Source organism: Ferrimonas aestuarii, assembly GCF_005116665.1.
GTDB lineage: Bacteria > Pseudomonadota > Gammaproteobacteria > Enterobacterales > Shewanellaceae > Ferrimonas > Ferrimonas aestuarii.
In genome coordinates this window covers 349,702-373,704 of the sequence record NZ_SWCJ01000001.1, presented here as the reverse complement: position 1 = coordinate 373,704, position 24,003 = coordinate 349,702, and the positions used below count along the sequence as shown (strand labels likewise).

Annotated in this window: 22 protein-coding genes; 15 read left to right on the top strand and 7 right to left on the bottom strand. The window is 50.7% G+C overall.

The features are described 5' to 3' along the window. Positions 1 to 54: 54 nt before the first annotated feature. Positions 55 to 1,218, top strand: coding sequence for a Na+/H+ antiporter NhaA (gene nhaA, locus FCL42_RS01765; RefSeq protein WP_136861646.1), 1,164 nt, complete (start codon positions 55 to 57; stop codon positions 1,216 to 1,218). Positions 1,219 to 1,451: 233 nt separating this feature from the next. Here the strand turns inward: nhaA and FCL42_RS01760 are convergent, their stop codons facing one another. After that, complete coding sequence (locus FCL42_RS01760; protein WP_136861885.1) at positions 1,452 to 2,804, bottom strand: ammonia-forming cytochrome c nitrite reductase subunit c552; 1,353 nt, start codon at positions 2,802 to 2,804, stop codon at positions 1,452 to 1,454. A gap of 304 nt (positions 2,805 to 3,108) precedes the next feature. Here FCL42_RS01760 and FCL42_RS01755 point away from each other — a divergent pair, with 304 nt between their 5' ends. The 4 genes from FCL42_RS01755 to FCL42_RS01740 are packed head-to-tail and all read left to right on the top strand — an operon-like array spanning position 3,109 to position 7,581. Next, a complete protein-coding gene (locus FCL42_RS01755; protein WP_136861645.1) occupies positions 3,109 to 5,343 on the top strand; it encodes a TonB-dependent receptor in 2,235 nt (744 codons plus the stop codon). A gap of 57 nt (positions 5,344 to 5,400) precedes the next feature. Further along, positions 5,401 to 5,688, top strand: coding sequence for a hypothetical protein (locus tag FCL42_RS01750; protein ID WP_136861644.1), 288 nt, complete (start codon positions 5,401 to 5,403; stop codon positions 5,686 to 5,688). Between the two features lies 1 nt (position 5,689). After that, entirely contained in the window at positions 5,690 to 7,327 is a 1,638-nt protein-coding gene (locus FCL42_RS01745) for a PepSY-associated TM helix domain-containing protein (RefSeq protein WP_136861643.1), read from the top strand. Next, entirely contained in the window at positions 7,324 to 7,581 is a 258-nt protein-coding gene (locus FCL42_RS01740; protein WP_136861642.1) for a hypothetical protein, read from the top strand. The genes FCL42_RS01745 and FCL42_RS01740 overlap by 4 nt, the downstream gene beginning before the upstream one ends. A gap of 68 nt (positions 7,582 to 7,649) precedes the next feature. On the opposite strand, the gene FCL42_RS01735 is transcribed toward FCL42_RS01740, so the two are convergent. Both FCL42_RS01735 and FCL42_RS01730 read right to left on the bottom strand, forming a co-directional pair. Next, the gene (locus FCL42_RS01735) at positions 7,650 to 9,479 is read right to left on the bottom strand and encodes an ABC transporter ATP-binding protein (protein WP_136861641.1); all 1,830 of its coding nucleotides are present in this window, start codon (positions 9,477 to 9,479) and stop codon (positions 7,650 to 7,652) included. A gap of 92 nt (positions 9,480 to 9,571) precedes the next feature. Then, positions 9,572 to 10,255, bottom strand: a complete 684-nt coding sequence (locus tag FCL42_RS01730) for a hypothetical protein (protein ID WP_136861640.1) — start codon at positions 10,253 to 10,255, stop codon at positions 9,572 to 9,574. Between the two features lie 188 nt (positions 10,256 to 10,443). Here FCL42_RS01730 and FCL42_RS01725 point away from each other — a divergent pair, with 188 nt between their 5' ends. Then, positions 10,444 to 11,142, top strand: a complete 699-nt coding sequence (locus FCL42_RS01725) for a M15 family metallopeptidase (RefSeq protein WP_136861639.1) — start codon at positions 10,444 to 10,446, stop codon at positions 11,140 to 11,142. A 99-nt stretch (positions 11,143 to 11,241) separates the two neighbouring features. Beyond that, complete coding sequence (locus FCL42_RS01720; RefSeq protein WP_136861638.1) at positions 11,242 to 11,802, top strand: HAD family hydrolase; 561 nt, start codon at positions 11,242 to 11,244, stop codon at positions 11,800 to 11,802. Here the strand turns inward: FCL42_RS01720 and FCL42_RS01715 are convergent. Then, positions 11,791 to 13,047, bottom strand: a complete 1,257-nt coding sequence (locus FCL42_RS01715) for a hypothetical protein (protein WP_136861637.1) — start codon at positions 13,045 to 13,047, stop codon at positions 11,791 to 11,793. The two genes, FCL42_RS01720 and FCL42_RS01715, sit on opposite strands and share 12 nt — an antisense overlap. 211 nt (positions 13,048 to 13,258) lie before the next feature. Here FCL42_RS01715 and sbcB point away from each other — a divergent pair, with 211 nt between their 5' ends. After that, positions 13,259 to 14,671 (top strand): exodeoxyribonuclease I, encoded by a 1,413-nt coding sequence (gene sbcB / locus FCL42_RS01710; protein ID WP_136861636.1) that lies wholly within the window; start codon positions 13,259 to 13,261, stop codon positions 14,669 to 14,671. 115 nt (positions 14,672 to 14,786) lie between these two features. Further along, a complete protein-coding gene (cdd, locus tag FCL42_RS01705) occupies positions 14,787 to 15,674 on the top strand; it encodes a cytidine deaminase (RefSeq protein WP_136861635.1) in 888 nt (295 codons plus the stop codon). Positions 15,675 to 15,727: 53 nt separating this feature from the next. Here the strand turns inward: cdd and FCL42_RS01700 are convergent, their stop codons facing one another. The 3 genes from FCL42_RS01700 to FCL42_RS01690 form a co-directional block, all read right to left on the bottom strand. After that, positions 15,728 to 16,606: an NAD(P)-dependent oxidoreductase gene (locus FCL42_RS01700; protein ID WP_136861634.1), complete on the bottom strand. Its 879-nt coding sequence runs from the start codon at positions 16,604 to 16,606 to the stop codon at positions 15,728 to 15,730. 96 nt (positions 16,607 to 16,702) lie between these two features. Beyond that, positions 16,703 to 17,260, bottom strand: a complete 558-nt coding sequence (locus tag FCL42_RS01695; RefSeq protein ID WP_136861633.1) for a hypothetical protein — start codon at positions 17,258 to 17,260, stop codon at positions 16,703 to 16,705. Between the two features lie 14 nt (positions 17,261 to 17,274). Then, positions 17,275 to 19,353 (bottom strand): LruC domain-containing protein, encoded by a 2,079-nt coding sequence (locus tag FCL42_RS01690; protein WP_169308248.1) that lies wholly within the window; start codon positions 19,351 to 19,353, stop codon positions 17,275 to 17,277. A 224-nt stretch (positions 19,354 to 19,577) separates the two neighbouring features. On the opposite strand from FCL42_RS01690, the gene FCL42_RS01685 reads away from it, so the two are divergent. The 6 genes from FCL42_RS01685 to FCL42_RS01660 all read left to right on the top strand — a co-directional run bounded on the left by FCL42_RS01685 (position 19,578) and on the right by FCL42_RS01660 (position 24,003). Continuing rightward, a complete protein-coding gene (locus FCL42_RS01685) occupies positions 19,578 to 20,480 on the top strand; it encodes a LysR family transcriptional regulator (RefSeq protein ID WP_136861631.1) in 903 nt (300 codons plus the stop codon). A gap of 157 nt (positions 20,481 to 20,637) precedes the next feature. After that, positions 20,638 to 20,868, top strand: a complete 231-nt coding sequence (locus FCL42_RS01680; protein ID WP_136861630.1) for a Flp family type IVb pilin — start codon at positions 20,638 to 20,640, stop codon at positions 20,866 to 20,868. Between the two features lie 3 nt (positions 20,869 to 20,871). Further along, a complete protein-coding gene (locus tag FCL42_RS01675) occupies positions 20,872 to 21,336 on the top strand; it encodes an A24 family peptidase (protein ID WP_136861629.1) in 465 nt (154 codons plus the stop codon). 17 nt (positions 21,337 to 21,353) lie between these two features. Continuing rightward, positions 21,354 to 22,187, top strand: coding sequence for a Flp pilus assembly protein CpaB (gene cpaB / locus FCL42_RS01670; protein WP_169308247.1), 834 nt, complete (start codon positions 21,354 to 21,356; stop codon positions 22,185 to 22,187). Next, the gene (locus tag FCL42_RS01665) at positions 22,187 to 23,521 is read left to right on the top strand and encodes a type II and III secretion system protein family protein (RefSeq protein ID WP_136861627.1); all 1,335 of its coding nucleotides are present in this window, start codon (positions 22,187 to 22,189) and stop codon (positions 23,519 to 23,521) included. Before cpaB ends, FCL42_RS01665 begins: the two co-directional genes overlap by 1 nt. Beyond that, on the top strand, positions 23,518 to 24,003 hold the full coding sequence (locus FCL42_RS01660) for a CpaD family pilus assembly lipoprotein (RefSeq protein WP_136861626.1): 486 nt from the start codon (positions 23,518 to 23,520) through the stop codon (positions 24,001 to 24,003). The genes FCL42_RS01665 and FCL42_RS01660 overlap by 4 nt, the downstream gene beginning before the upstream one ends.

Here is a 24,003-nt window from a genome sequence, read left to right as displayed (position 1 = left end):
ATTGTTTCTGCGATGTGCTGGTTAGACTGGAGCGCCTTAAGTAAGGAGCCTTTGATGACCACTGCAATTAAGAACTTTTTCAATCAGCCTTCTGCTGGCGGGATCATCCTGATCTTGATGGTCATGCTCGCGATGTTGATGGCCAACTCGCCATTGCAAGGGGTCTACAACGCCTTTTTAGATATGCCGATGCAGGTACGTATCGGTCATTTGGACATTCACAAGCCGCTGCTGTTGTGGGTTAACGACCTGCTGATGGCGTTTTTCTTTCTGTTGATCGGCTTAGAAGTCAAGCGCGAACTGCTGCAAGGCACACTCTCCAGTGTCAGCCAAGCCGCACTGCCCAGCATCGCAGCCATCGGCGGCATGTTGGTGCCAGCCCTTATCTTTTTAAGCCTTAATGCCCCAGGCAGCGCCGCTTCCAATGGCTGGGCCATTCCTGCAGCAACAGACATCGCCTTTGCTTTGGGAGTGCTGGCTTTATTAGGCAGCCGCGTACCTCTGGCACTTAAAGTGTTTCTGCTGGCGTTGGCGATCATCGACGACCTACTTGCCATCATTATCATCGCCCTATTCTACAGCGGCCCGCTTTCCACCATTAGCTTGGTGATCGCTGCGGTGGCCATCGCAGGGTTGTTTATTTTGAACCGCTTGGGCGTTCGCAATTTGATGCCCTACATGTTGATGGGCACCGTACTGTGGGTCGCCGTATTGAAATCTGGTGTGCACGCCACCTTAGCGGGCGTGGTGTTGGCCTTTGCAATTCCATTGCCGAGGGATGAAAGCGGCCACAGCCCATCGGAGTACCTAGAGCATCAGTTACATCCGTGGAGCACCTTTTTGATTTTGCCCGTTTTTGCCTTCGCCAACGCCGGCGTCAATTTCGATAATATGGCCATCGGTGACCTATTTTCACCGCTGCCTATGGGCATCGCTTTAGGCTTGGTGATCGGCAAACCCTTAGGCATCCTTGGGTTTAGCTATCTGGCCGTAAAACTGAACTTGGCGAAATTGCCAACGGGCGTCAATTGGGTACAACTCTTTGGCGTTGCCATGCTGTGTGGCATCGGTTTTACCATGGCGATGTTTGTCTCATCTCTAGCCTTTGAAGCCGGAACGCTCAATTTCTCAGACATGTCACGCTTAGGGATCTTGCTGGGCTCCGGCATCTCCGCCGTCATTGGTTATCTGGTGCTTAAACGCAACATTCCGCATTAACAGAAAGGGCCGCGTCGATCGCGGCCCTTTAATACCAATCACACTAATGAGCCGCTCATTCAGCTGAAGTTAATCGGTTCTCAGACAAGGCAGTAAAGCGAAGCTCTAGGGGTTCTAAAGTGAGGTTTACTAACGCAGTATGAGAGCTGATTAAATCAGCCCCATAATTAACCACTAATGACGCTGCTGAAATACCAGAATTAAAAAGGCCGCATACGAATGCGGCCTCACCTCTATTGTGACTGGCTTTGACTCAAGCTTGTTACACTTGGCCATTTGCCCTTCACCTTCTCAGCCAAAAACGCCTCTTTCTGAGCTTGGGCTTTGGCCTCATCAAAACCAATCGCCTTGTGGGCGGCCGCCTTTGAGGACAGATCGGGATAGACCACTTTGGCGTCAGGATACTTATCCAATAACACCTCAAGACGGGCTCTGGCCATCGTGGCCTGTCGTTTGGCCACCGCCAACAGCTCAAGTCCCTCTTTCGGGTTGTGGGCATGGACTCCATGGGAGGAGGTCGCAAAATCCCAGCGCCACTGAGCATGACGAATGTCCATTAACGCCGCCCCCATTTCGCTGAAGCTCACTCGGGCCTCAGTCAACGCCCCTGCTTCCGCATGAGCCTTAACCAACAGCGCTTCCACTTCAGTGCGAGCCTGATTGATCTGCTGCTTTCGGTTCGCGACTTGCTGTTTCAGCTGGGTTTCGCTGTCATGACAGCCGCTGCACGCGCCATCAAAGTTCTGCCACGTATGACTCACATTGTGATCGTGAAAAGCGCGGCCATTGGCGTCTTTCTGCTCCGGCATATGGCAGGTAATGCAAGTGACCCCCAACTCTGCGTGAGCACTGCGACTCCAATGTTCAAACTCAGGGTGGCGAGCTTTCACCATCGGCGCTCCGGAGATGGGATGAATCCAATCATAGAACTGCCGAGTATCGTAATACTTTTCGATCAGATCGGCGCTGCTACCAAAAATCCACGGGATGTTTACTCGATTGGCCTGCTCCGGCTGAAAGTAATAGGTCACATGACATTGACCACAGGTTTGAGCTCCTTGCATCCGTTTATTCTGCTCCGCAAAAGGCATGTGAATTTTGGCCATCGCCTTCTGAGCATGAGGACGAGGCAGCTGAAGCGCATAATCCCCCTCCGCATGGCAGTCTTTACACCCTACGGAAACGGTCATGTCGCTGCCCACCTCAGCAAAACTGCGACTGGCGAATCCATTCTCCCCAAGTTCATCAATCAATTTTGCAGAGCCTGGCCCTTTACAGGTCCAACAGCTTGCGGATTTTTCGCCGCTACCGGTACGCAAAATGGTGGTGACGTCGCTCACCGCCAGTTGGTGACCGCGAGGAGAGTTGAACTGCTTGTCGTAGCCAGAACCAGCCCACAACCAAATTAGGGCAGGACGCTCGGCCAGCAGATCATGCCGCTCAAGATTGGTTTCAGTGGACGACCAACTCGCGGTAATGGCGTCTACCGCCTGCGTCAACTTGGCAGGCTCAGAAGATGCCTGCACAGCACCAGTAATCAATAGGGCCGATGCGGCCATCAGTGTTGAGAAGTTCACCCGTTTCATTTCCACAATCAATCCGATCTGTCATTAGTGTTGCACCTGCCGCTGAAAAGCACGACTTGGCATCAAAGAAACTGTGAAGAAAACCCCAGAAGCACATGATTCAAAAGGGAAAATACCCATAAAGGGCTAGCAGAGACACTCAGGTAATTTCCATAATCAGGACAGGCTCTTAACAGAAGAATTGCGATTCTCTCACACGATTCACACCTAAAACCGCAAACCCTAGTGCAAACCCTTATCGTTTACATTAAGATTCCGCAATCAAAATTATAAAGAAGTAACTTACATAAGGGATTGTAAAGCCATGAATAAAAGCAAAATTGGCATATTAGTTTCCGCAGCACTCGCCACTTCTGCTTGGGCTGATACCAATAATGATCCAGAGGTCATTACCGTCATAGGCCAAAAGCTGGAGCGTACGCTCCAAGACACCAGTGAAAGCATTGCCGTCGTCACCGACGACATGATTGAGGTAATGCCCCTATTTCAGTTTCAAGACATCTTTAACCAAACCGCGAACGCCTACGATTTCGGTAATGGCGAAAACTTCGGTATTCGAGGCATTACCCAAAACTCAGCCGCCACCGGCGGCGGCAGCGGTGCCATGGGCACCCTTTACATCGATGGCGTTGCCTACACCGGTTTTGCCAACCGGTTTGGCCCCAAAGAGCTGTGGGATGTTCAGCAAGTGGAAATTCTCCGAGGCCCACAATCCACTAACGTAGGTCGAAATGCCCTCGCTGGTGCCATCGTGGTACAGACTAAACGGCCGGTAATCGGTGAGACCGAAGGCGCTGTGCGTGTGGGTGGCGGCAACGATGGTCGTCAATCTGTTGAAGGCATGCTCAACCTGCCGGTAGCCGATAACATGGCACTGCGCCTGACCGCCCAATACGACGAAACCGACGGCTACATGGAAAACGTCACCTTAGGTGATGATGACTACGATGCTCGCCGAAGCCGAACCATTCGCGGCCAATTTTTGATTGAGCCCTCTGACGATCTGGCCATCAATGTTATGGGCCAGTACGCCAAATCTGAGCGAGGCCAAGATATCTATCGAGCTGATCTCACCGGCCTTGAAAGCCGTCAAAATTCGGCCAATCTGGTCGCCCAAGAGCACTATGATGCCTACTCTGCGGCCATCAACATCGACTACCGCATCAACGACAGCCTGAGCCTCGATAGCATCACCTCCTACATCAAAGGCGATTACGACCGGTTCGACGACGATGATGAAGGCCCAGAGGGCGGCAATGCCTTCCGAGGGCGCACAGCCGAAGATAAAAACTGGGCTCAGGAGCTGCGACTGAACTACCGCGGTGACCGTGCTCAGGGGGTCATCGGCCTCTATTACACCGAGGTGGATCTGACTAACAACACCACCGGCTTAATTAACTTGGCACCGGCTGCGCTTGGAGTTCCCGGCTCTCTGCTGCCGTTCTACCCAGAACTGCTTGAGGTCAACGTACTGCAGCCCTACGACGGTGAAACCCGAAACGTAGCCCTGTTTACTGAGTGGGACTACTACCTCACCGATAACATCACCATCAATGCAGGCCTGCGTTTTGACCACGAAAAGCAGCAATACACCACTGCGGTCATGAACTCATTGGCACCGGGAAGCAGCCTGCCCGATCCTGTGGCCGCCGGTAAGATGGCAGAAATGCTGCAACCCGGCAGCGGCGCACTGGTGGAAGCGGGAGTCACTCAGGTAAATCAGGTTCTCGCCAGCCAATTGGTGCCCGTGGTCAACCCGGAGGAAAGTGTCGACTATAACGCGCTGCTGCCCCAACTTGGCATCACGTACAAGTTTAGTGACGACCTGTCTCTTAGCGCTTTCTACAAGCGTGGCTACCGCGCCGGTGGAGTAGAGTTGAACGCCGCGGGAACTCGCTCTGAATACGATCCGGAATACCTAAACAACTTTGAGATTGCACTTCGCTCTGTATGGTTAGACGGCGACCTGACATTCAACGCCAACGCCTACTTTGGTGATTGGACCGATCAGCAGGTCACGCGCTGCATCGATGGCAGCACCATCAACTGCGTCACTGAAAACGCGGGCGAATCGGAGATCTACGGTGCCGAGCTAGAGCTAAGCTACAACCCCAATGAAGATCTGATGCTGTTTGCCAACATGGGCCTGTCGAAGAACGAGTTTAAGAACTTTGTGATTGAAGATGGCAGCACCCAAACCGATTACAGCGGCAACCGTTTTGCTTTCAGCCCTGAGCTCAGCGCCACTGTAGGTGGTCGCTACTTTGTCACCGACAAGCTCTATGTTGGCACCACCGTCAGTTACCAAGATGAAAGCTACGCCGATTTTGAAAACACCGCCAAGCTTGAATCTCGCACCTTGGTTGATCTATCCGCTGGCTACTTTTTCAGCGACAACATCAAGCTTGACGCCTACATCACCAACCTAACGGATGAATTCTACCTGACCACCAATGCTCCAGGTCTGGACGGAAACTCTTGGCTGGTACGAGCTGGCGAGCCACGTGAATACGGTGCCCGCATCAGCTACCAGTTCTAACAAGGCTAACGGTTAGTGGAGCAGGGACGCCCACTAACCCGCAACAAGGAGAATCCTATGTCGACGCAATCCACTTTTTCAAGGCCCAGAGTCAGGCTGTTTTGCGCGGTGATTCTATCACTGGCTACCGCAACGGTGCTGATTCCGGGCATGACGGTTTACATGCCTTTGAATAAGGCCGATCAGATAGCCATGCCTATTCTGCTGTTTCCTTTTATCTGGTGTGCCTTAGTCATCTACTGTTACATGGCCAAAAAGTGGTGGCAGCCTCTGGTGCTTATGCTCGGGCTTATGGGCATTCATGGGGCGCTCATCGCCTATCAACTGTTAATGGCAAAGGCTTAATATGAAAAGCATCAACATTAAAAAGTTGTACGTTCTCCACAGCTGGGTCGGATTAGTAACCGGTATCTTACTGTTTGTTATCGCCTTTACCGGTGCTGTCTCGGTCTTTGGTCGTCCAGAGCTTAAGATCTGGGCCAATAACGACATCCGCACTCCGGCGCAGCTGACTCCAATTCAAATTGAAACTCTGGTGGACAAATACGCTCAGCAGGTACCGGAAAACTACCTGCATATGGTGCAGGTAGCCCTACCAGGGGTTCGAAGTGCTGCCGAGCTTTATATCCGCTTTGAAGATCACAAAGAGGGCACGGTTCCCCAGCAGCCTGCGGTCGCCATTCAGTTTAAGATTCATCCCCATACGCTGGAGCTGATCGAGCGCAAGGAGGGAGAGCTGCGCTCGCTATTTGAAAATTACGACATGGACATGGCGGATTTCTTAGTGGGTTTCCACGCCGATCTGCACATGGGGCGCCCTTGGGGACTTCTGACTACCGGGGTACTGGGGCTTACGCTGATGCTGTCGATCATCACAGGTTTTGTGGTTCACCGGAAAGTGCTTAAGCAGATGTTCACCTTCCGGACCAAAAAAACCAAAACCCTGCTGCTTAACGATGGCCATAAGGTGATGGGCATATGGGGCATGCTGTTCCATGGCGTTATCGCCTTTACCGGAGCCTTTTTAGGTTTGGCTTTGGTGATTTTGGTGCCAGCCGCGGCCTTCGTTAGCTTCGAAGGGGATCAGGATAAGCTGCTTCAAACCTTCAATACCATGCCGGATCCGGTATTAACTCACGTGCATCAGCCAACCCACTTGGCCAAAGCACTAACTCACGCCCAGAATTACCAGCAAGGCGCTTATGTCACCAACATCAACGTACTTGGCTATGGTGATGAAAACGCCATGCTCTACTTTAATCTGCTTGAAGCCGAGCAGATGCACCCACTGCGAATGCAGTATCAAGGCAACAACGGTGAGTTCTTAGACGCCTATGGTCAGTTTGGAAAAATTGAAGGCGTGTCGGGCAAGATTCTGGATCTCATGGGACCGCTGCATTTTGGCAACTTCGGCGGCATCATCGTCAAAGTCTTTTGGGCAATACTGGGGCTATCTACCGCACTACTGCCGATCACAGGCTTGATGTTGTGGCTTGAACGAGGCGTTAATGCCGCTAACCCCAAATACAGCCGCAATACCTACCTACGCTTCAACCGGCTTATTCTCGGCAGTTGCGGTGGGTTGGTGGTTGCCTGTGCCCTGCTGTTCCCTGTACAGCTAATGTTAAATTACGTTTGGATAGACGCCGCACCCAACCCCATAATTATGGGCAGCTTCTTCGGCAGTTGGGCACTGCTCACCCTGATCGCAATGGTGTGGAAAAACAGCGCCAAACTGACCACCATCATGGTCAATCTAACCGCACTGCTGCTGGTCACGGTGCTTCCCTTGGACGCCCTATTAAGTGGCAGTCACCCGTTCAATATGGCGGATACACAGCACTACATTTCAACGGGCGTTAACCTCACCCTATTTGGCCTAGCGCCACTGCTACTGTGGGGACATTGGCGCTGGAGCACCGTGGGTAAACTCAATCAGAGTCAGCCGGATGTGGCACCTCAACAGCAAGGAGAGCAAACATGATCACAACGGCTTTGATGATTGCCGCCATCGCGCTGGCGATCATCGGTTTACTCATCGTTAATCAGCAGGGCAGCTTCAGTGAAAAGCACTCCCGAAGGGCATTGGCACTTGTACCTCTAGGAGCGTCTCTTGCTTGCCTAATTAGCCTCTACGGCGCGCTTCGAGGCAGCATCATATTCCTATCGGTGTTGTCGTTGGCCGGGCTCTATTTGTGCATTGCAATGCCTGCGGACAAATCCCAAACGCGACAATAATCAGCGGCTAAACGCAAAAAGCGGCGAGAATCATCTCGCCGCTTTTTTGTTTGGGAAGCGCTCTTAACTTAGGTTTCCGCCAGAAAACCGCCTGTCTGGTGATGCCACAATTGCGCATAGATACCACCGGTCTCCAACAGCTCCTGATGAGAGCCCTGCTCAACAATGCGGCCTTGGTCAATCACCACCAGGCGATCCATCGCTGCAATGGTCGAAAGCCGATGGGCAATGGCGATCACCGTCTTCCCCTCCATCAACTGATACAGGCTCTCCTGAATCGCCGCTTCCACCTCAGAGTCCAACGCTGAGGTTGCCTCATCCAACACCAATATCGGCGCGTCTTTGAGCAGTACTCGAGCGATGCCGATACGTTGACGCTGGCCTCCGGAAAGCTTAATGCCCCGCTCGCCCACCTGAGCATCGAAGCCTCGATTGCCCTCTTTATCTTCCAGCCCACGAATAAAATCATCGGCTTGAGCCTGACGAACCGCATCAACCAGCTGCGTCTCAGTGGCATCGGGTTTGCCGTACAGGATATTTTCACGAATGCTGCGATGGAGCAAAGAGGTGTCTTGAGTCACCATGCCAATGTGAGCCCGCAAAGACTGCTGGGTGACCGTCTTAATATCTTGGCCATCGATGCAGATTGAGCCTCCCTGAAGCTCATGCAGGCGCAGCATCAAGTTCACCAGTGTGGACTTGCCCGCACCAGAGCGGCCCACCAATCCCACTTTTTCTCCCGGCTTAATGTTCAGATCAAAGTGCTCAATGACTTTCTCATCTTTACCGTATTGAAAACTAAGGTCACGAAACTCAATGGCTCCCTGCCCCACCACCAAGGTATTGGCATCGTGTTTGTCTTCAATGGCCACCGGCTTAGATAGGGTATTCATGCCGTCGATAACCGTACCGATGTTTTCAAATAGGGCACTGATCTCCCACATGATCCATTTCGACATGCCCTGAAGACGCAGCGCCAAACTAATCGCGACCGCAATGACACCGATGCTGACCGCCGCATTCATCCATAAACCGATGGAAAGCGCCGCCACCGAGAACAGCAGCAGATAGTTAATGCCATCCACACTCAGGCCAAAGCAGGTACCTAAACGCATCTGAGAATAGACGGTCTTTAAAAATGAACGCATGCCCGTTTCGGCATACTCCACCTCAGCGTCAGCATGGGAAAACAGCTTCACCGTCGTGATGTTGGAATAACTGTCGACGATACGACCGGTCATCATCGAACGGGCATCCGCTTGCTGTGTCGCCACCTGCTTCATGCGCGGCACAAAAAACCATTGAATGCCGATGTACGCCAATAGCCAGAGCAAAATGGGCAGCATCAAAATCAGGTCCGACTGCCCCATCATCACCAACATCGAGGTTAAATACACCGACACATACACCAGCACATCCAGCAATTTCATCACGGTTTCGCGCACCGATAACGCGGTCTGCATCACCTTGGTGGCGATGCGGCCAGCAAACTCATCCTGATAGAAACTCATGCTTTGCTTTAGCAAGTAACGATGAGCCAACCAACGGATCGACATTGGGTAGTTCCCCAATAGCGTTTGATGAATGAGCAGCGAATGAAACACCGACAGCACTGGCACCACCACCAACACCACCACTCCCATCCAGATCAGCGTATTGCGTTCCTCGGCCCAGAATGACTGTGGGTTGTGGCTGGCCAACATATCCACCAGTTGCCCCATAAACCCAAGCAGGTAAACCTCAACAATGGCGATGCTGGCACTGAGCAGCGCCATGATAATCAATGGCCACTCAAACCCTTTGGTGTAATGGCGACAAAACGCCAACAGATTCGCCGGTGGCTGAGATGGCTCCTCCACAGGAAAAGGCCGTGTCAGGCTTTCAAATAACTTGAACATAAGGTTCTCAATAACAGGTGGTGATGGATAACAAGAGAAGCAGCCCCGTAAAAGTGGTGCCCATTAACACGACTTTTTATGGGAATGGTAGTTTAAAGGATCAATCGGTAGTAGCAATAACAGCCTTGTTCGCCTAAATGGCGAGCGAGCCTAGCGCCGTGTTGATTGACATGATGGGCCTTAATCTCAAACGCCTTGCCCTTGCCGACAAATTCCACCTGCTGAGCGTCAAACTCCACGGCCACAGCAAATTTAGGCAGGGCATCTAAGGGGAACAGCGCCCTGAGTTTCGGCCCATCTTCTGCGCTCTGACTGCGCTTGGCGAATTTAAGCCGTTTCTGCTCTAAACGCTGTTGTTGGTGCTGTTGATGATTCAGCTCAATCTGATTTTTCAGCTGCGCCAAACGCGCCCCAAGCACTGGGTGGGCTGCGGCAAGCTCAATCGCTTTCGTTATTGCATTGGTGCTGTGCTTGCCATCACTGGCATCATCTTCTGCTAGACATAACCATTTGGTGGCCTGTGCGCGAAGCTCAGCCTGACGCTGTGACTCCACAACAGCGTTCTCCGACACCTGCCGCAGGGGCTCAAACTTTAGACGGTTACCGAACTTGGTAAACTGGCTGAGGTCATTTACCTCCACGAACACCGATTGCTCCGACTCAAAACCGTCACTGATGTGGTTGATAACCAATTTGGCTTTGTACTTACCGTCCAGTTGACACTCGAAGTACTTACGACCTCGGCGGCCAATAATAAAGTGCTTCAGCTCAGACATGGACTCCACCAACACAAGGAAATTGACACTATGGTAACAAGAATTCCCCCTTTGAAGAATTTTTCTACTCAACCCCAATAGACTGAACGCCATTAAATCAGAGGCTTATAAAAAACAATTCCCTTCAAGGCTATGCCAAATCGTTAAACTCAGGCAGACTACCAGAAAACAATATTGGAGAGGCGAGATTGCTAAGCCAACCGCAACTTATGGGGCTTGACCAAAGCCACCTTATCGACGTCGATGGCCATCAGCTTGAACCTCGCACCGCTGAGGCATTTAAGCAGCTTCAAGCTGCGGCTCGAACCGCAGGCTTTGACCTACAGTGCGCCAACAGTTGGCGCAGTTTTGATGATCAGCTCAGCATCTACAACGGCAAAGTCATGGGCAAGCGTCCGCTTATCGACGAAGAGGGGCATCCACTCAATCTGGAAACCATCAGCGATAACGAGCTGCTCAGAGCCGTATTCGCTTGGTCTGCACTACCCGGCACGTCTCGTCACCACTGGGGAACCGACATCGACTTCTTCGACGGCAATGCCATTAGCCGCGAGGGGTTGAAGTTGGAACATGGCGAATACCAGGGTCGAGCCACCAACGGTCGCCTATCACGCTGGCTAGAAGACAACCAAACTCGATTCGGTTTTTTCCGTCCTTACAGCAAACAATTGGGCGGCTCTCAGTACAAACCTTGGCACCTCAGCTTTGCTCCGGTGGCCCTGCCAGCCATGGCCTCCTTTGACGATAATCAACTGGCAAAGCAGTTACGCTTAACCAAATTGGCCTTAAAGTCACGGATTCTAGAGCGCCTGCCAGAACTGCTGCGTCGTAATTTCTACCACATCACCCCAGCTCCTGCTCAAGCGCTGTTATTCAATCCCAAATAGGGCCCCCTCTCCAGCCTAACTAAGGTTGGAGAGCTTACCCTAGCAAAGCGACGCAAAATCATTATCATAGAGCCGAGAGGCACAGATTGGATAGGCGATATGAATTTGGCAATGGGCTCTATAAAACTTGTTGTATTCGATGTTGATGGCACTCTCGTACACTCAAATTCAGAAGAGATCCCATTTTTTTTTGATCAAGTAGAAAAATTACTTGGACAGCCAACACAGAGAAACTTTGTTCATTATTCAGAGCGCACCTTTGCAAGCGTCATTAATACAGTCTTTGACGATAGTAACAAGAACACGGCATTCGCTGAATTAGAGTCGGCACTTGAAGACTTCAGTATGGTAACAGATTGGAAAACTCATCAAGACGGATTTAAGCTATTTACCAAGGCTAAAGACTCCAGATGTGAAATCGTCATAGTTTCAGGAAACTTTTTATCCTCGACATTAGAAAAGCTCAAAAAATGCAATATCGATATTGAAGGTATTCGTGTAATAACAACATCGTTAAAGTATGACTCTAAATCTGAGATAATTGAAAAAATAATAAGAGATAGAAAGATTAACAGAGAAGAAATTCTCAGTGTTGGTGACAGTGATTACGATAGGAACACCGCCAACCAACACGGAATCAAATTCAGACTAATTTCCTAAAATAAGATCTCCAAAGTCACCGCCTAGATCCACATACAACTTCTGAATCGCAACTTGGTACTCATGTTCAGACTTCGACATATAGTAAATAAGCTCTTGAGTAAGCAAGTAGCTTTCTTTATTTCGACTAAATATAGCTTTACTTCGTACCCACTGTAAAAAGCTTACCAACATTTTTCCACTTCCAGTCATTGACGAAAAGCTAGATAGATCAACAGAGAAATATCCAAACACCGAACTCTTACTGATCCCTTGATTGGCAGACAATATAGAAGTGATATCTCGATATGAGGCATTCAAGAGATTCGACAACTTGATTTCGTCTTCAGGGTTACCCGAGAACCTCAATGTATTGTAATCTGATAGCACCTCCTTTCGATACCAGCCCAACGCTTCCCGAGTCTTCAATGCTTTATCCATAAGCGCTCTAGCCGATGTCGAATTTTGAGACAACAACATATGGATGGCACTTGGAATTGAGATCTCATACTGTTTACCGGTTACCTTTAGCGACTCCATCTCCTGCTTTGGATCAACCTTCATTTTTTCCTTATAAGAATCAATTAATGTATGCGCAGTCTCGGTATTTTTTAACATTCTTGCAGCTGTCGGTGTAAAGGCCAATTTTAAATCTTCAGATAATAATAAGTTATATTTATTCCTTGATTTAGAAATAAAATCATACAGATGCTCATCTTGAATGTTTCTCTCTTTAAAATTCTTCCTTATTATATTAACTAAATTCTCGTTGGAAAACATAAGTCCAATCATGTAGCTATATTCATCGTCATCGAGTGAAGAGATAATTTCACTTTTATAATTCGATACCGGTTTCCCTTCAATAAATACATCTTTAAAAATATCTACTGTACCAGACAGCATCTCAAAATATCCCTTTGGGAATTCCTCTTTTTTAGCTGACTCAAGCATCGGAAAGCAAACATGCCACTCATGCATTAAATTATTGGAGATTCTGTTTCTCTGAAGAATTCGCTCTGATTGCTCTGGATAAGAATATTTTGAAACAAATTCTGGTGGAACCCCCATTGCTATCAACTTATTCACTACATCGAGTGTCCCGTCGGTGATCTCCTTCGGACCAAGAACGGATACTGATACCGTATCACAGAAAATAATCTGACTTAAAAAGTTAAGGTAATCGACAACATCATTTAATGACTTTGGTCGCCCATCAATAACACGACCAATAGAGTGAAAGCTGGTTATATCTCGAAAGTGCTCCATCCATGTCACCTACACAGTTTTAATTTTTGATACTAACAACTTAACCACGTAGGCAAATTAACTCAGATCAACTTTCGGACAACATTTCCCACTTGACGCGACACCAACTCAAAACGGCCGTTCATTGGGTACGTATTTTCACGCGCCCCGCCATCAGCAGACTTCAGGATTGGTGTATACTCAGCCCAAATGATTGAAATTACAGGTTAGCATGAGCCAACACCAACCCACCTTGCTCTGGCACGATTATGAAACATGGGGGGCAGACCCCAGCCGCGATCACCCCGCCCAGTTTGCTGCGATTCGTACCGACATGGATTTAAACCCCATCGGCGAGCCGATCGAGCTTTTCTGCCAACTGCCTGGCGACTACCTGCCCGCTCCAGAAGCGATGTTTGTTACTGGCATCACGCCTCAGCGGGCCAATCGTTTGGGCGATGTGGAAGCCGAGTTCATGCGCAAGGTTAATGACCAGATGTCCATTGCTGGCACCTGTACCGTTGGCTATAACTCCATCCGCTTTGATGATGAAGTGACCCGTTACAGCCTGTATCGCAACTTCTTTGACCCCTATGCTCGAGAGTGGCAGAACGGCAACAGCCGCTGGGACATCATTGATCTGGTTCGCGCCTGTTATGCGCTGCGGCCGGAGGGCATTGAGTGGCCTCTTCGAGATGATGGCAAGCCAAGCTTTAAACTCGAACACCTGACCGCGGCCAATGGCTTGGATCATGGCAAAGCTCACGATGCAGTTTCTGACGTTGAAGCCACCATCGCTTTGGCCAAACTCATCAAAGAGAAGCAGCCAAAACTGTTCAATTGGTACTTCAGCCTGCGCCGCAAACAAGCGGTGTCAAAGCTGGTGGATGTTCTGGCTCTCAAGCCACTGCTGCACGTTAGCTCTCGCTTCTCCGCAGAGCACGGCTGCGCCTCCCTCGTGGCGCCAATGGCTTGGCATCCAGAAAACAAAAATGCCGTTGTGGTGGTCGATATGCATCAAGATATCAGTCCACTTATCGAGTGGGATGCAGAGCGACTTAAGCAGCGGCTATACACCCCCAGTAAGAATCTGGAGCCTGGCGAACCACGAGTTCCCATTAAGCTGCTGCACTTTAACAAAAGTCCCTTTATCGCCCCAGCGGCCACTTTAGAAGATGAGCAAGCAAAGCGTTTGGGCATCGACAAGCAGCGCTGTCGAGACAACTTCAAGCTGCTTCGACAACACCAACAGCAGATTCGTGAAAAGCTCACGGCAATCTATACCGAGCAGCGGGACGGAGCAGACGACCGCGACGTGGATCAGCAGCTCTACGGTGGCTTTTTCAGCGATGCAGATCGCAGCCAGATGGAGCTGGTACGCAGTACCGCCCCACAAAACCTAGCCGCACTGGAACCGCAATTTCACGATCCGCGCTTACCAACGCTGTTTTTCCGCTATCGAGCTCGTAATTTTCCGAACACTTTGTCGGAAGTGGAGCTCGCTCGTTGGCAGCAACACTGTAACGAACGCATCAATAATCCCGATTATGTGATGCATCTCGAACAGTTGGCCGAACAAAATCAACAAGATGAGCAGCGCATGTCGCTTCTCAAAGCCCTCTATAACTACCTGCAATCCCTATAACCGATGGCGGTTGCGCCCAGATGCTCTAAATTTGCTGATGGGCGTGACCCCGGTCACATCAAATTTTGTTAAACTGCCTAAACTGTAATTCAGTTCCATAATTTGAGGATTTAGGATGAGTACTCGTTTTCAAAAGGCGTTGACTCAACTGCCACCGGCTCTGGCCACCGCCATTGAGCCGATGCTAAGGGATCAGTTTGCCGGTCATCTTACTGCCGAGCAGATCAAGACCCTGAGTGATCAGTCTGGGCTAGAGGGCACTGAGCTTTACTTGGCTCTGCTCCCTATCGCTGCCACCATGTCTAACGCCCCCATCTCCAACTTCTACGTTGGTGCCATCGCCCACGGAGTATCTGGCGATGCTTACATGGGTGCGAACATGGAGTTGGTTGGCGAAGCGCTGTTCCACTCCGTCCACGCGGAACAATCGGCCATCAGCCACGCATGGCTTGCAGGAGAACGCAAGCTGGTGGGCATCACCGTTAACTACTCCCCTTGTGGTCATTGCCGCCAGTTCATGACCGAACTGAACAACAACGAAGGGCTGACCATTCGCTTGCCAGAGCAGCAGCCACAGCCTCTAACTCATTACCTTCCATATGCGTTTGGTCCCAAAGATCTCGACATCGAAGACGGTTTGCTCGACGGTAACGACCATGAAATGCTGTTAGACAATGATGACGCATTGGTTCAGCGGGCCCTGCGTGAGGCCAATGCCTCTCACGCGCCTTACAGCCACACACCTGCCGCCATCGTACTTGAAACCAACAAAGGCCAAGTCTTTGTGGGTCGTTATGCGGAAAACGCCGCCTACAACCCAAGCCTGCCGCCAATGCAGATGGCGCTGAATGGCATGGCTCGTATGGGCATCAGCTTCAGTGAGATCAAACGTGCGATCTTGGTGGAAAGCGATAAAGGTCAGGTCAGCTTGGTTCACAGCTCCGCGGATGCGCTAGGCACGGTGAGCAAGGTTGAACTGGAAACCTACAAAGCCAACTCCTAATTGAACACCAATAAAAAATGCCGGTCACACAGACCGGCATTTTTGTTTTGGGATTACGGTTTTGAGGGTTTAGGCAACCTCAGCTTTAACGATGAGGTGTCCAGTCGATTGCCCCCAAGGCGCTGAACATCGGCATAATACTGATCCACCAACGCCGTTACCGGCAACTGAGCTTGGTTCTTTCGCGCTTCATCCAAAGCGATCCCCAGATCTTTGCGCATCCAATCCACCGCAAACCCAAAATCATATTCGTCTTTGAGCATGGTACTGCCGCGATTCTCCATCTGCCAAGATTGCGCAGCGCCTTTGCTAATGACCTCCAGCACCTTTTCACCATCTAAGCCTGCGTGCTGAGCAAAGTGCATCCCTTCCGCCAGCCCCTGCACCACACCGGCGATGCAGATCTGATTCACCATCTTACACAGTTGGCCTGAGCCCACTGGACCCAATCGTTCAGCGCAGCGAGCATAGCACTCCATAATGGGCGCCACCCGCTCAAAACTGGCTACTTCTCCGCCAGCCATCACGGTAAGCACACCGTTCTCCGCACCGGCTTGGCCACCGGATACCGGCGCATCGACAAAACCGACGCCCAGCTCAGCCGCCAGCGCCGCCAATTCGCGGGCCACATCTGCCGAGGCGGTGGTGTGATCAACCAATACCGACCCCGGAGTTAAACCGGCAAGCACGCCGTCATCGTTTAATACTACCTGACGCAGGTCGTCATCGTTGCCCACGCATACAAACACCACTTCAGCCCCTTGAGAAGCCTCTTTAGGAGTGGCTGCCAGCTCACCACCATAATGCTGAACCCACTGCTGAGCCTTGGAGATGGTGCGGTTGTATACCGTAACTTGATGCCCTGCAACCTGCAGGTGGCCCGCCATGGGGTACCCCATTACACCAAGTCCAATAAACGCCACCTTAGCCATGTTACTTCCTTTTATGCTGAAACTTATCCTCCATTGTCTGCGAAACGGGGCCGATAATCGACCCCGTTGTTTCAATTTCCTTAACTCGTCTGTTCTCTAAATTTCCCACTCCAACCTGTTGGAATTTAGCGCAAATACTTTTTGAAGTGGCGCAATTTGAGGGTCATAAAACCAGATCTCTATCAGAAGGTGTGTTCGCTCTTTTCCTACAGAAACTAACAACTCAAGTTGACCGTTGGTCAGCGGGCCGCTAACCATTCGCTGCTGATAACTGGGTAGGTAACCCTCTGGCGTTTCACTAAACTCCATATACACAGAAGCGTAAGCGGTCTCACCTGAAGCCATATTGATGCTCACCATTACCGGTTCGCTGGCTTTGAAATCCATGACATCAGATGCAATCAGTTCTTCTGTAATCATATCCGGCTCAATCAGCCCAGGTGTTTCAGGTTCAGCCTCAGGCTCACTCTCCCCTCCTGAATTGTCGTCTGTATCGGTGTCATCGTTACCACTGCTGTCATCGATGGGAGCCGGTGCTTCAGGGGTCGAAGAATCTCCGCCGCCGCCACCTCCACCGCCACAGGCGCTCACGCCGAAGGCCACCAACAGAACCAGCATCAGTTTTTGCAACTTACTATTAGTTAATTGAATCATTGCAACCGCCCTCTCTATTGATACAGTTTGTCGCCATTGGCGTTCTGGATGTAGAACCAATCGGTAAATTGACCACCGTCAAAGCGAATAAAATCTTCAAATTTTGGGTAGGTTTTGAGCAGATCCTGATACTCCGCAGGGTAATGCCAGCTGCTCGAAAACTCCAATGCCCATGGCAAGCCGTTGCTGTTGAGATAATACCGATTACTGGCCGCAGACGAGGTATCGTCATGTTGACCGAAGTAGCTCAAATTGGCTTTGTCCGTAGGTGGGTATCCAGGTAGATGAATTTCCAGCCCCCGTCCCGGTACCGACCCAAACCCAGCCCGTGCGTAACCAGGAGTGGCAAAGATAAAGGGATCAAATGGGGCCGATGGCATAGCGCCTGGATCGATAGGGCTAGCAAAGTCTAATGCCAACTCGAAATTAAACACTCCGTCATCGGCACAACCACGAACGGTTCGGTAGAAAGGACAGCTCATGCTGAGCTCTGACTTGAGATCCTCACTGACAATCAACACTGCTTGGGTTTGGCCAGACTCTAGAATGCCATCAGAACTTCGCGACTCGCCATTGACCGAGAAGCTGATGCTCTCAGAGTTGACTTGGCCGCGAAAAATGCCCGGCAATTGAATGCCGAACCCATTTTTCAAAGAAGCACCAATGGCTTTTAACTGCCCTGTAACAGCCAGTCCTTCGATTTTGCCTTCGCGAATGGTTTCAGTAAAACGCAGATTCATCACCACGTCATTCATGTCGTAGTCAGCACGCATCGGCCAGCGATCTTCAAATGCCACGGTCGCAAAACTGGACTCCGACGGATAATGACGATAAGTGGTATCCACCGACGAAATGGCGACTCGATAGTCCTCCACCTCGCCATCGGCAGCACCACCGCCACTTCCCAAACCGGCCTGAGAACTTAATCTCACTCGCATGTAGGTTAAGCCGCCATTAGCGGAATTGGGTACATTCACGGCCAGTGCCGTAGCCCCAATTTCAAGCCATTGATCCTGATAAACCTGCTCACCACCATCATCGAAATCTCCATCCTGATTCCAATCGACAAACAGTTGCAGATAACCAGGCGCTCGCTGCACATCCACTCGGATCAAACCGGTTTGACCCTGCTTGAGATCGGTCACCAAAGCGATGCCATCTTCGTCATCCAGACCATCACTGTCATCGGTCCAAGGGGAGCTAAATCCATCGTAATCGGCATCAATTAGGGCTCCCAATCGAGGGCCTGAATCGTTGATGCCGTGACGAGCGCCATTGTCCTCTTGTCGAGTTCCGTAGCTTTGCGGGGCATCGCCCCAATCCACCGTAGATGACTGAATGGGGGCGCTGGCACAACGGGCTCCGTCATTTTGATTTGACGCAGGCCCGTAGGCAAAAAATTCTGCATTGGGATTTAGCTGATCAGGATTTCGGAGATCCAAACGGAAGATGTGGCCATCTTGATTTCGGCTGATGTAGTAGTAACCACTTTTCTCAAAATAGCCAGCACCAAAGGTACCAGTTACCCCAGCGTTACCCACAATTTGACGACTGCCATCACCAGTGTCGATCTGATACAGGTTGCCGTTGGTATTGTCGACCGCATAGAGCTCGCCATCGCCAGGATGAAAGGCAAAATCGGTGAGGTTCATGCTGGTGTCAGCGCCAACCTTCTTTTCTGCCTGGGCAAAATTCGGCGCACTGCTGTCTAAATTGATGGAGTAGAGTCCATGCCTCTTGTGGTAAATCCAGTAATGGTTGTTGGCCACATCACCCACATAGAAGTGAATCCCAGCAGGCAATCCGGTGACATTCAAACGAGTCGCTTGGTAGTCCTGCCCCATCTTAACCACGTCTTTAAACTCTTTACTAAAGCCGTAGATGTAGCGGTCAGTTTCGTTAAATCCAACGCCATTAACGTTGTTTGGAATCCCCAAGTCGCTGCTTAGCACGTTGTAGGCTCCCGTCACCAAATCCACGCCGTACACCACGGTGCTGGATTGATACAGATAAGCTTCTGTCGGGCAGTTACTGAAAGGTTGCCCGAAAGCTGGGGCTCCCAACAGCAGTAGAGGCAGTAAATGAGTTCGCATCGGCACTCTCCCATGAACGGTGATTACTGCTTGCTCAATAGGAAGTTTCATGCCAACAATATAAGTCACTAATAAATATAAATTTGTAGTAAAAAGTGCTTAGGCCATTTGCAAAATGCAATTCAAAAAATGGAACTGAGTTTTAGGTGTTTGAACAGCTATCGCATTCAGCACACATAAACCCCCCATAGACAAGGGCTTGTCTAACGTATGGATAGTTAAGGATGAAACTGCAAATCGAAGCCATTCGCGCATTCGTAATAACCGCTGAGGCTGGCTCATTTACCGCTGCGGGAAAAAGGCTCAAAAAAACTCAGGCGGCCATTAGCCAACAGATTCAAAATTTGGAGATCGACCTTGGTTTCGAGCTTTTCTGCCGTTCAGGAAAGCTACCCAAATTAACCCCTCGGGGACAGAGACTCCTAAAAGAAGCCAAACTGATGTTAGCTCAGGTGGAGCAGTTCTCTCATCAAGCGCAAACTCTTGATAATCAGCCTGAACCTAAACTTCGCATTGGTATCGATCCCTTGGTGTTTAAGCCGGAGATGGTTGGCATTTTCAGCGAGTTCTCATCTCACTTTCCAGAAGTTGAACTCACCATTGCCCAGCAGGCAAGTCCCTCGCTATTTGCTTTACTGGAAGCGGGGCAGATCGATGGTATGCTCGGCATCAATAGTGGCAATAACAGCGCCCAAATGAGCAGTTTAGATGTGTTTGAAGTAGATTGCCGTTGGCTGGCATCGCCACAATTGCTGCAGCATCTGCCCAAACCCATCAACTACACCAGCCTCAACCATTCCCGAATCGTGATGCCCAGCAACCTTCCTAGTGGCAGCATTGAATCTCTCACTCAGCACCTTGCCGTGTGGCAAGTAGAAGATCTTAATACCCTATTGCAGTTTGCCCGCGGTGGCATTGGCGTATGCTGTCTTCCTGAATTTGTTGTGCAATACGACATAGAGAAAGGGCGTTTAGTGCCAATCCAATTTGAGTTTGACCGCGTGTCCCACTTCAGTTGGCGCGCAAGCATGTTCTGGCAACCGGGCTACCAATTTCATGATGCCAGCAGCTGGCTGTTCAAACGCATTACCCAGCTCTCCCCTACCTCTCAGTTGGCCATCGCCTAACACGACGGGTCGCCCCCCGAACTTTAGGGGGCATTGGCATTTCTCTGCTTTCCCTCGCATCCATAAGCCTGACTAATGGTAAGTAATTTTCACACTTAGTTAACTGGATTTAGTATCCCTTATGCACTTTAAACACAAATTGTAACAAGGATGAATCATGACTAAGTACGTTGTTCAAGCTCAAGCTTTGCTAACCACCTTTAAGAACGACCAACGCGGCATTACCGCCATTGAATATGGCCTGATTGGCGTAGCCATGGCAGCCCTACTTGCAACCGTATTGGGAACCGGTGACGGCGAGTTCCTAGGCGAACTTCAGCAAGCATTTGACTCAATTGCTGCCACCCTTGGCGCTAACAACAACGGCGGCGCGGCTGGCGGTAGCTAAACCATGAACGCCGCGCAGATCCCGCTCTCTATTCTGCTTGCTAGCGCTTGCTTCTGGGTAATGGCAACGGATCTGACGCGGCGCCACATTGGAAATTCGGTGCTGCTGGTCATCTTTAGCCTAAGCGGCATCTATTCTCTGCTCTATTTAACCCAACCTGCTGTTTTACTGAGCCTTGGCATCGCCAGTCTCCTTGGAGTGGGACTTTGGGTTACACAGATTTGGGGCGGCGGAGACGCCAAATTACTGATGGCAATGAGCCTGCTGTTTGAGCCTATGACGTTCATTCACGGCATGGTATGGGTGGGACTGTTTGGCGGTATCGTCGCGCTGAGCGTCTTAACAAAAAGACGTTGGCAACGGCTAACTGGAAAACACCCCAAGCCTCAACTTCAGGGATTGCCCTTTGGCATCGCCATCATTCTCGGCCTTGGATGGCAATTAGGCATTGTAAGCCTGACACAATAATACAAGCGAACCACGCTATGAGCTCAAAAATGACCTTTGTGATCGCCTTCGTCGCGGTCATGTTCGGCCTACTAGGGATTTTAGACCTACTCCAAAATCAGGAGCCACCGCCACCGGTTCAGGTTGTTGCTAAACCTGAAGTAAAGATGCTCACGCTTTGGCAAGCCTCAACGGCCATCACCGCTGGCCACAAAATCAACACTAGGCAACTCACGCCAGTCAACCTGCCGGAAACCGAAGCGAGGCTGCTTGGTGTCAGTGATAACGTCAAACTCGATATCGATGACACCACCTTGGTTGCTCGAGACATGAGCCCTGGGGAGTGGGTGTTTAACAGCGATTTACGGCGCCCCGGCGACGATGGCTACCTTGATCTGCTGACCACCAAGGGGATGACACTCTATCCGCTGACGGTCTCAGCCAAAAACCTCATTGATGACTACATCCAGCCAGGCGATCACATCGATGTATTGGCCGTCAGCTCTCCCAATAAGAACCTGTCCAAAACCGACGACAGCATTACCGACTTCGAAGGGGTAGCTGCTGAGGTATTACTGAATCACGTCAAGGTGATGGCATTGGACAAGAGCTTAACCGGCGCCGTCAATCCTCGCGTTGCTTCTCCAGACGAGTTGAGTGCGACCGTAGTGATCGAGGTTCAACCTCAGGTGCTATCTCGGTTAGCGCTGGCTCAGCGCACTATGCACATCGAGATCTACCGCAGCTCACCGTTCAGCACTATCCCTGGCGCAGAGGTCAGCGACGTCATTAAAAACTACAACGGTGTGGTTGAGCTTCGCGGCAATACCGATAACGGCTCAGACATCTCGATTTTAGGAAACGTATTCTAATGCGCGCTTTCATTTTTATGGGGCTGTGTTTGCTCCTTCTCTCTGTACCGGCGAGCGCTGAAACAGAGCGACTGTCCGTCAACGATGCCGTCAATCTGAGTTTTGAGCAGAGCATTGGCACCGTCTTTATCAGCCAACCTAACGTCGCCGACTATAAGGTGATCAACGACCGTCAACTGGTGCTATTTGGTCTTGCAGCAGGCCAGACTCGATTGATGATCTACGACAAACAAGGGCAACTACTGCAGCAGCGATTGATCCACGTGGAGCTGCCGTTAACTCACATTACCAAGCAGATAGAGCTTCGTTACCCCAAGCTGACCATTCATCTCGATGCAGTCGCCGAGCAGGTTGCAGTACGAGGCACCGTATTCACCGAAGCCCAACGAGATGAGATCTACGCGCTGGTAGCCGGGCTACTTGGACGAGAGAAAGAGCTTCGCTATCAGCAATCTGAAAGCTACGAGTTTGAAAATGGCATGATTGAAAGTGAAGACAATGCCTTTTTCCGAAAATACACCTACCCCGGCATAATCGAAGGCCTAGAACTGTTTTCACCGCAACAGATTAACGTACGAGTATCCGTAGCCCAGGTCAGCGATGAGTTTGGTGAAACCCTTGGCGTTGACTGGTCCAGCATCGGCGATGCCGCTGGCAGTTTCCGCTTCGATGATTTGAAGGCACCGGATTTTAGCGCGCTGGTTACCGCTCTTGGGGACGACTCCATTGCCGAGGTGCTAGCGGAGCCCAACCTAACGGTGATGTCTGGTGAATCCGCCAGCTTCCTCGTTGGCGGCGAAGTGCCCATCATCGTCACCAACAACAACACCACCAACATCAGCTTTAAAGAGTTTGGTATTGGTTTGGACCTCACGGCCAAAGTGCACAGCCCCAACAAAATTAGGTTGCAGATTGCCCCTGAAGTAAGCGCCATCAGTGGCTACGTCAGCTCCGCTGGCATTGAGGTACCCCAACTTAGCTCCCGCCGAGCCATGACCACAGTAGAGCTGGCCGATGGTGACAGCTTTATGCTGGGCGGCTTAATGAGCTCAGAAGAGGTGGAGAACCTAAAACGCGTGCCCCTACTTGGGGACATTCCCTACTTTGGTGCCCTGTTCCGTAATGCAAAAACCTCAAGGGTGAAAACCGAGTTAGTGATTGTGGCCACGGTCAATCTGGTGCAGCCCACCAAGGCGAGCAACATCGTATTGCCTCACATTGACCGCAGCAACACCCTAGATCGCTGGCTCAACACGGTTACCGAAAACCCCAACGATACCCAATCCCAAGCGTTGGCCTTGGATCTCTTGCAGCGCGGAGGATTTATTCAATGATTCGCTCATCTTTACGTTTTATCGCGCTGCTTAGCACATTACTGCTGACCGCCTGTGCCGATCACGCCTTTGATCCACCGGGTGCAGAAACCCTGATCTATCAACAAACTCAAGACTTCGAATTTGGCAACAATGGCGCCAGCGATGAAACCTTGGCTCGATTGCTGACTCACTTTTCAAGCCAAGCAACCCTCACTCTACGCCATGGTCCGCAGCAAACCCCTTGGGCCAAAGCGCTTGAGCATCAACTGTTGGCATTAGAGGTCGACCCGGCTCGCATTGTGTTTGAGCAAAGTCAAACCCAAGGCCTTCGAGTGCTGTCCATCAGTCAGTGGCATGCAAAATCCCAGCCCTGTGGAAACTGGCGCTATGACCGTGCGGTAACCTCCCTAGGTTGCAGCACAAACGCCAACTTGGCGGCGCAATTGGTTAACCCAGAAAAGCAGTTAACCAAGTCCTCTCTACAGGCCAAGGAGCAATAG

Bases quoted from the DNA above. Each gene is read 5' to 3' on its own strand.
- nhaA (WP_136861646.1), top strand. From the start codon at position 55: ATGACCACTGCAATTAAGAACTTTTTCAATCAGCCTTCTGCTGGCGGG.
- FCL42_RS01760 (WP_136861885.1), bottom strand. From the start codon at position 2,804: ATGAAACGGGTGAACTTCTCAACACTGATGGCCGCATCGGCCCTATTG.
- FCL42_RS01755 (WP_136861645.1), top strand. From the start codon at position 3,109: ATGAATAAAAGCAAAATTGGCATATTAGTTTCCGCAGCACTCGCCACT.
- FCL42_RS01750 (WP_136861644.1), top strand. From the start codon at position 5,401: ATGTCGACGCAATCCACTTTTTCAAGGCCCAGAGTCAGGCTGTTTTGC.
- FCL42_RS01745 (WP_136861643.1), top strand. From the start codon at position 5,690: ATGAAAAGCATCAACATTAAAAAGTTGTACGTTCTCCACAGCTGGGTC.
- FCL42_RS01740 (WP_136861642.1), top strand. From the start codon at position 7,324: ATGATCACAACGGCTTTGATGATTGCCGCCATCGCGCTGGCGATCATC.
- FCL42_RS01735 (WP_136861641.1), bottom strand. From the start codon at position 9,479: ATGTTCAAGTTATTTGAAAGCCTGACACGGCCTTTTCCTGTGGAGGAG.
- FCL42_RS01730 (WP_136861640.1), bottom strand. From the start codon at position 10,255: ATGTCTGAGCTGAAGCACTTTATTATTGGCCGCCGAGGTCGTAAGTAC.
- FCL42_RS01720 (WP_136861638.1), top strand. From the start codon at position 11,242: ATGAATTTGGCAATGGGCTCTATAAAACTTGTTGTATTCGATGTTGAT.
- FCL42_RS01715 (WP_136861637.1), bottom strand. From the start codon at position 13,047: ATGGAGCACTTTCGAGATATAACCAGCTTTCACTCTATTGGTCGTGTT.
- sbcB (WP_136861636.1), top strand. From the start codon at position 13,259: ATGAGCCAACACCAACCCACCTTGCTCTGGCACGATTATGAAACATGG.
- cdd (WP_136861635.1), top strand. From the start codon at position 14,787: ATGAGTACTCGTTTTCAAAAGGCGTTGACTCAACTGCCACCGGCTCTG.
- FCL42_RS01700 (WP_136861634.1), bottom strand. From the start codon at position 16,606: ATGGCTAAGGTGGCGTTTATTGGACTTGGTGTAATGGGGTACCCCATG.
- FCL42_RS01695 (WP_136861633.1), bottom strand. From the start codon at position 17,260: ATGATTCAATTAACTAATAGTAAGTTGCAAAAACTGATGCTGGTTCTG.
- FCL42_RS01690 (WP_169308248.1), bottom strand. From the start codon at position 19,353: ATGCGAACTCATTTACTGCCTCTACTGCTGTTGGGAGCCCCAGCTTTC.
- FCL42_RS01685 (WP_136861631.1), top strand. From the start codon at position 19,578: ATGAAACTGCAAATCGAAGCCATTCGCGCATTCGTAATAACCGCTGAG.
- FCL42_RS01680 (WP_136861630.1), top strand. From the start codon at position 20,638: ATGACTAAGTACGTTGTTCAAGCTCAAGCTTTGCTAACCACCTTTAAG.
- FCL42_RS01675 (WP_136861629.1), top strand. From the start codon at position 20,872: ATGAACGCCGCGCAGATCCCGCTCTCTATTCTGCTTGCTAGCGCTTGC.
- cpaB (WP_169308247.1), top strand. From the start codon at position 21,354: ATGAGCTCAAAAATGACCTTTGTGATCGCCTTCGTCGCGGTCATGTTC.
- FCL42_RS01665 (WP_136861627.1), top strand. From the start codon at position 22,187: ATGCGCGCTTTCATTTTTATGGGGCTGTGTTTGCTCCTTCTCTCTGTA.
- FCL42_RS01660 (WP_136861626.1), top strand. From the start codon at position 23,518: ATGATTCGCTCATCTTTACGTTTTATCGCGCTGCTTAGCACATTACTG.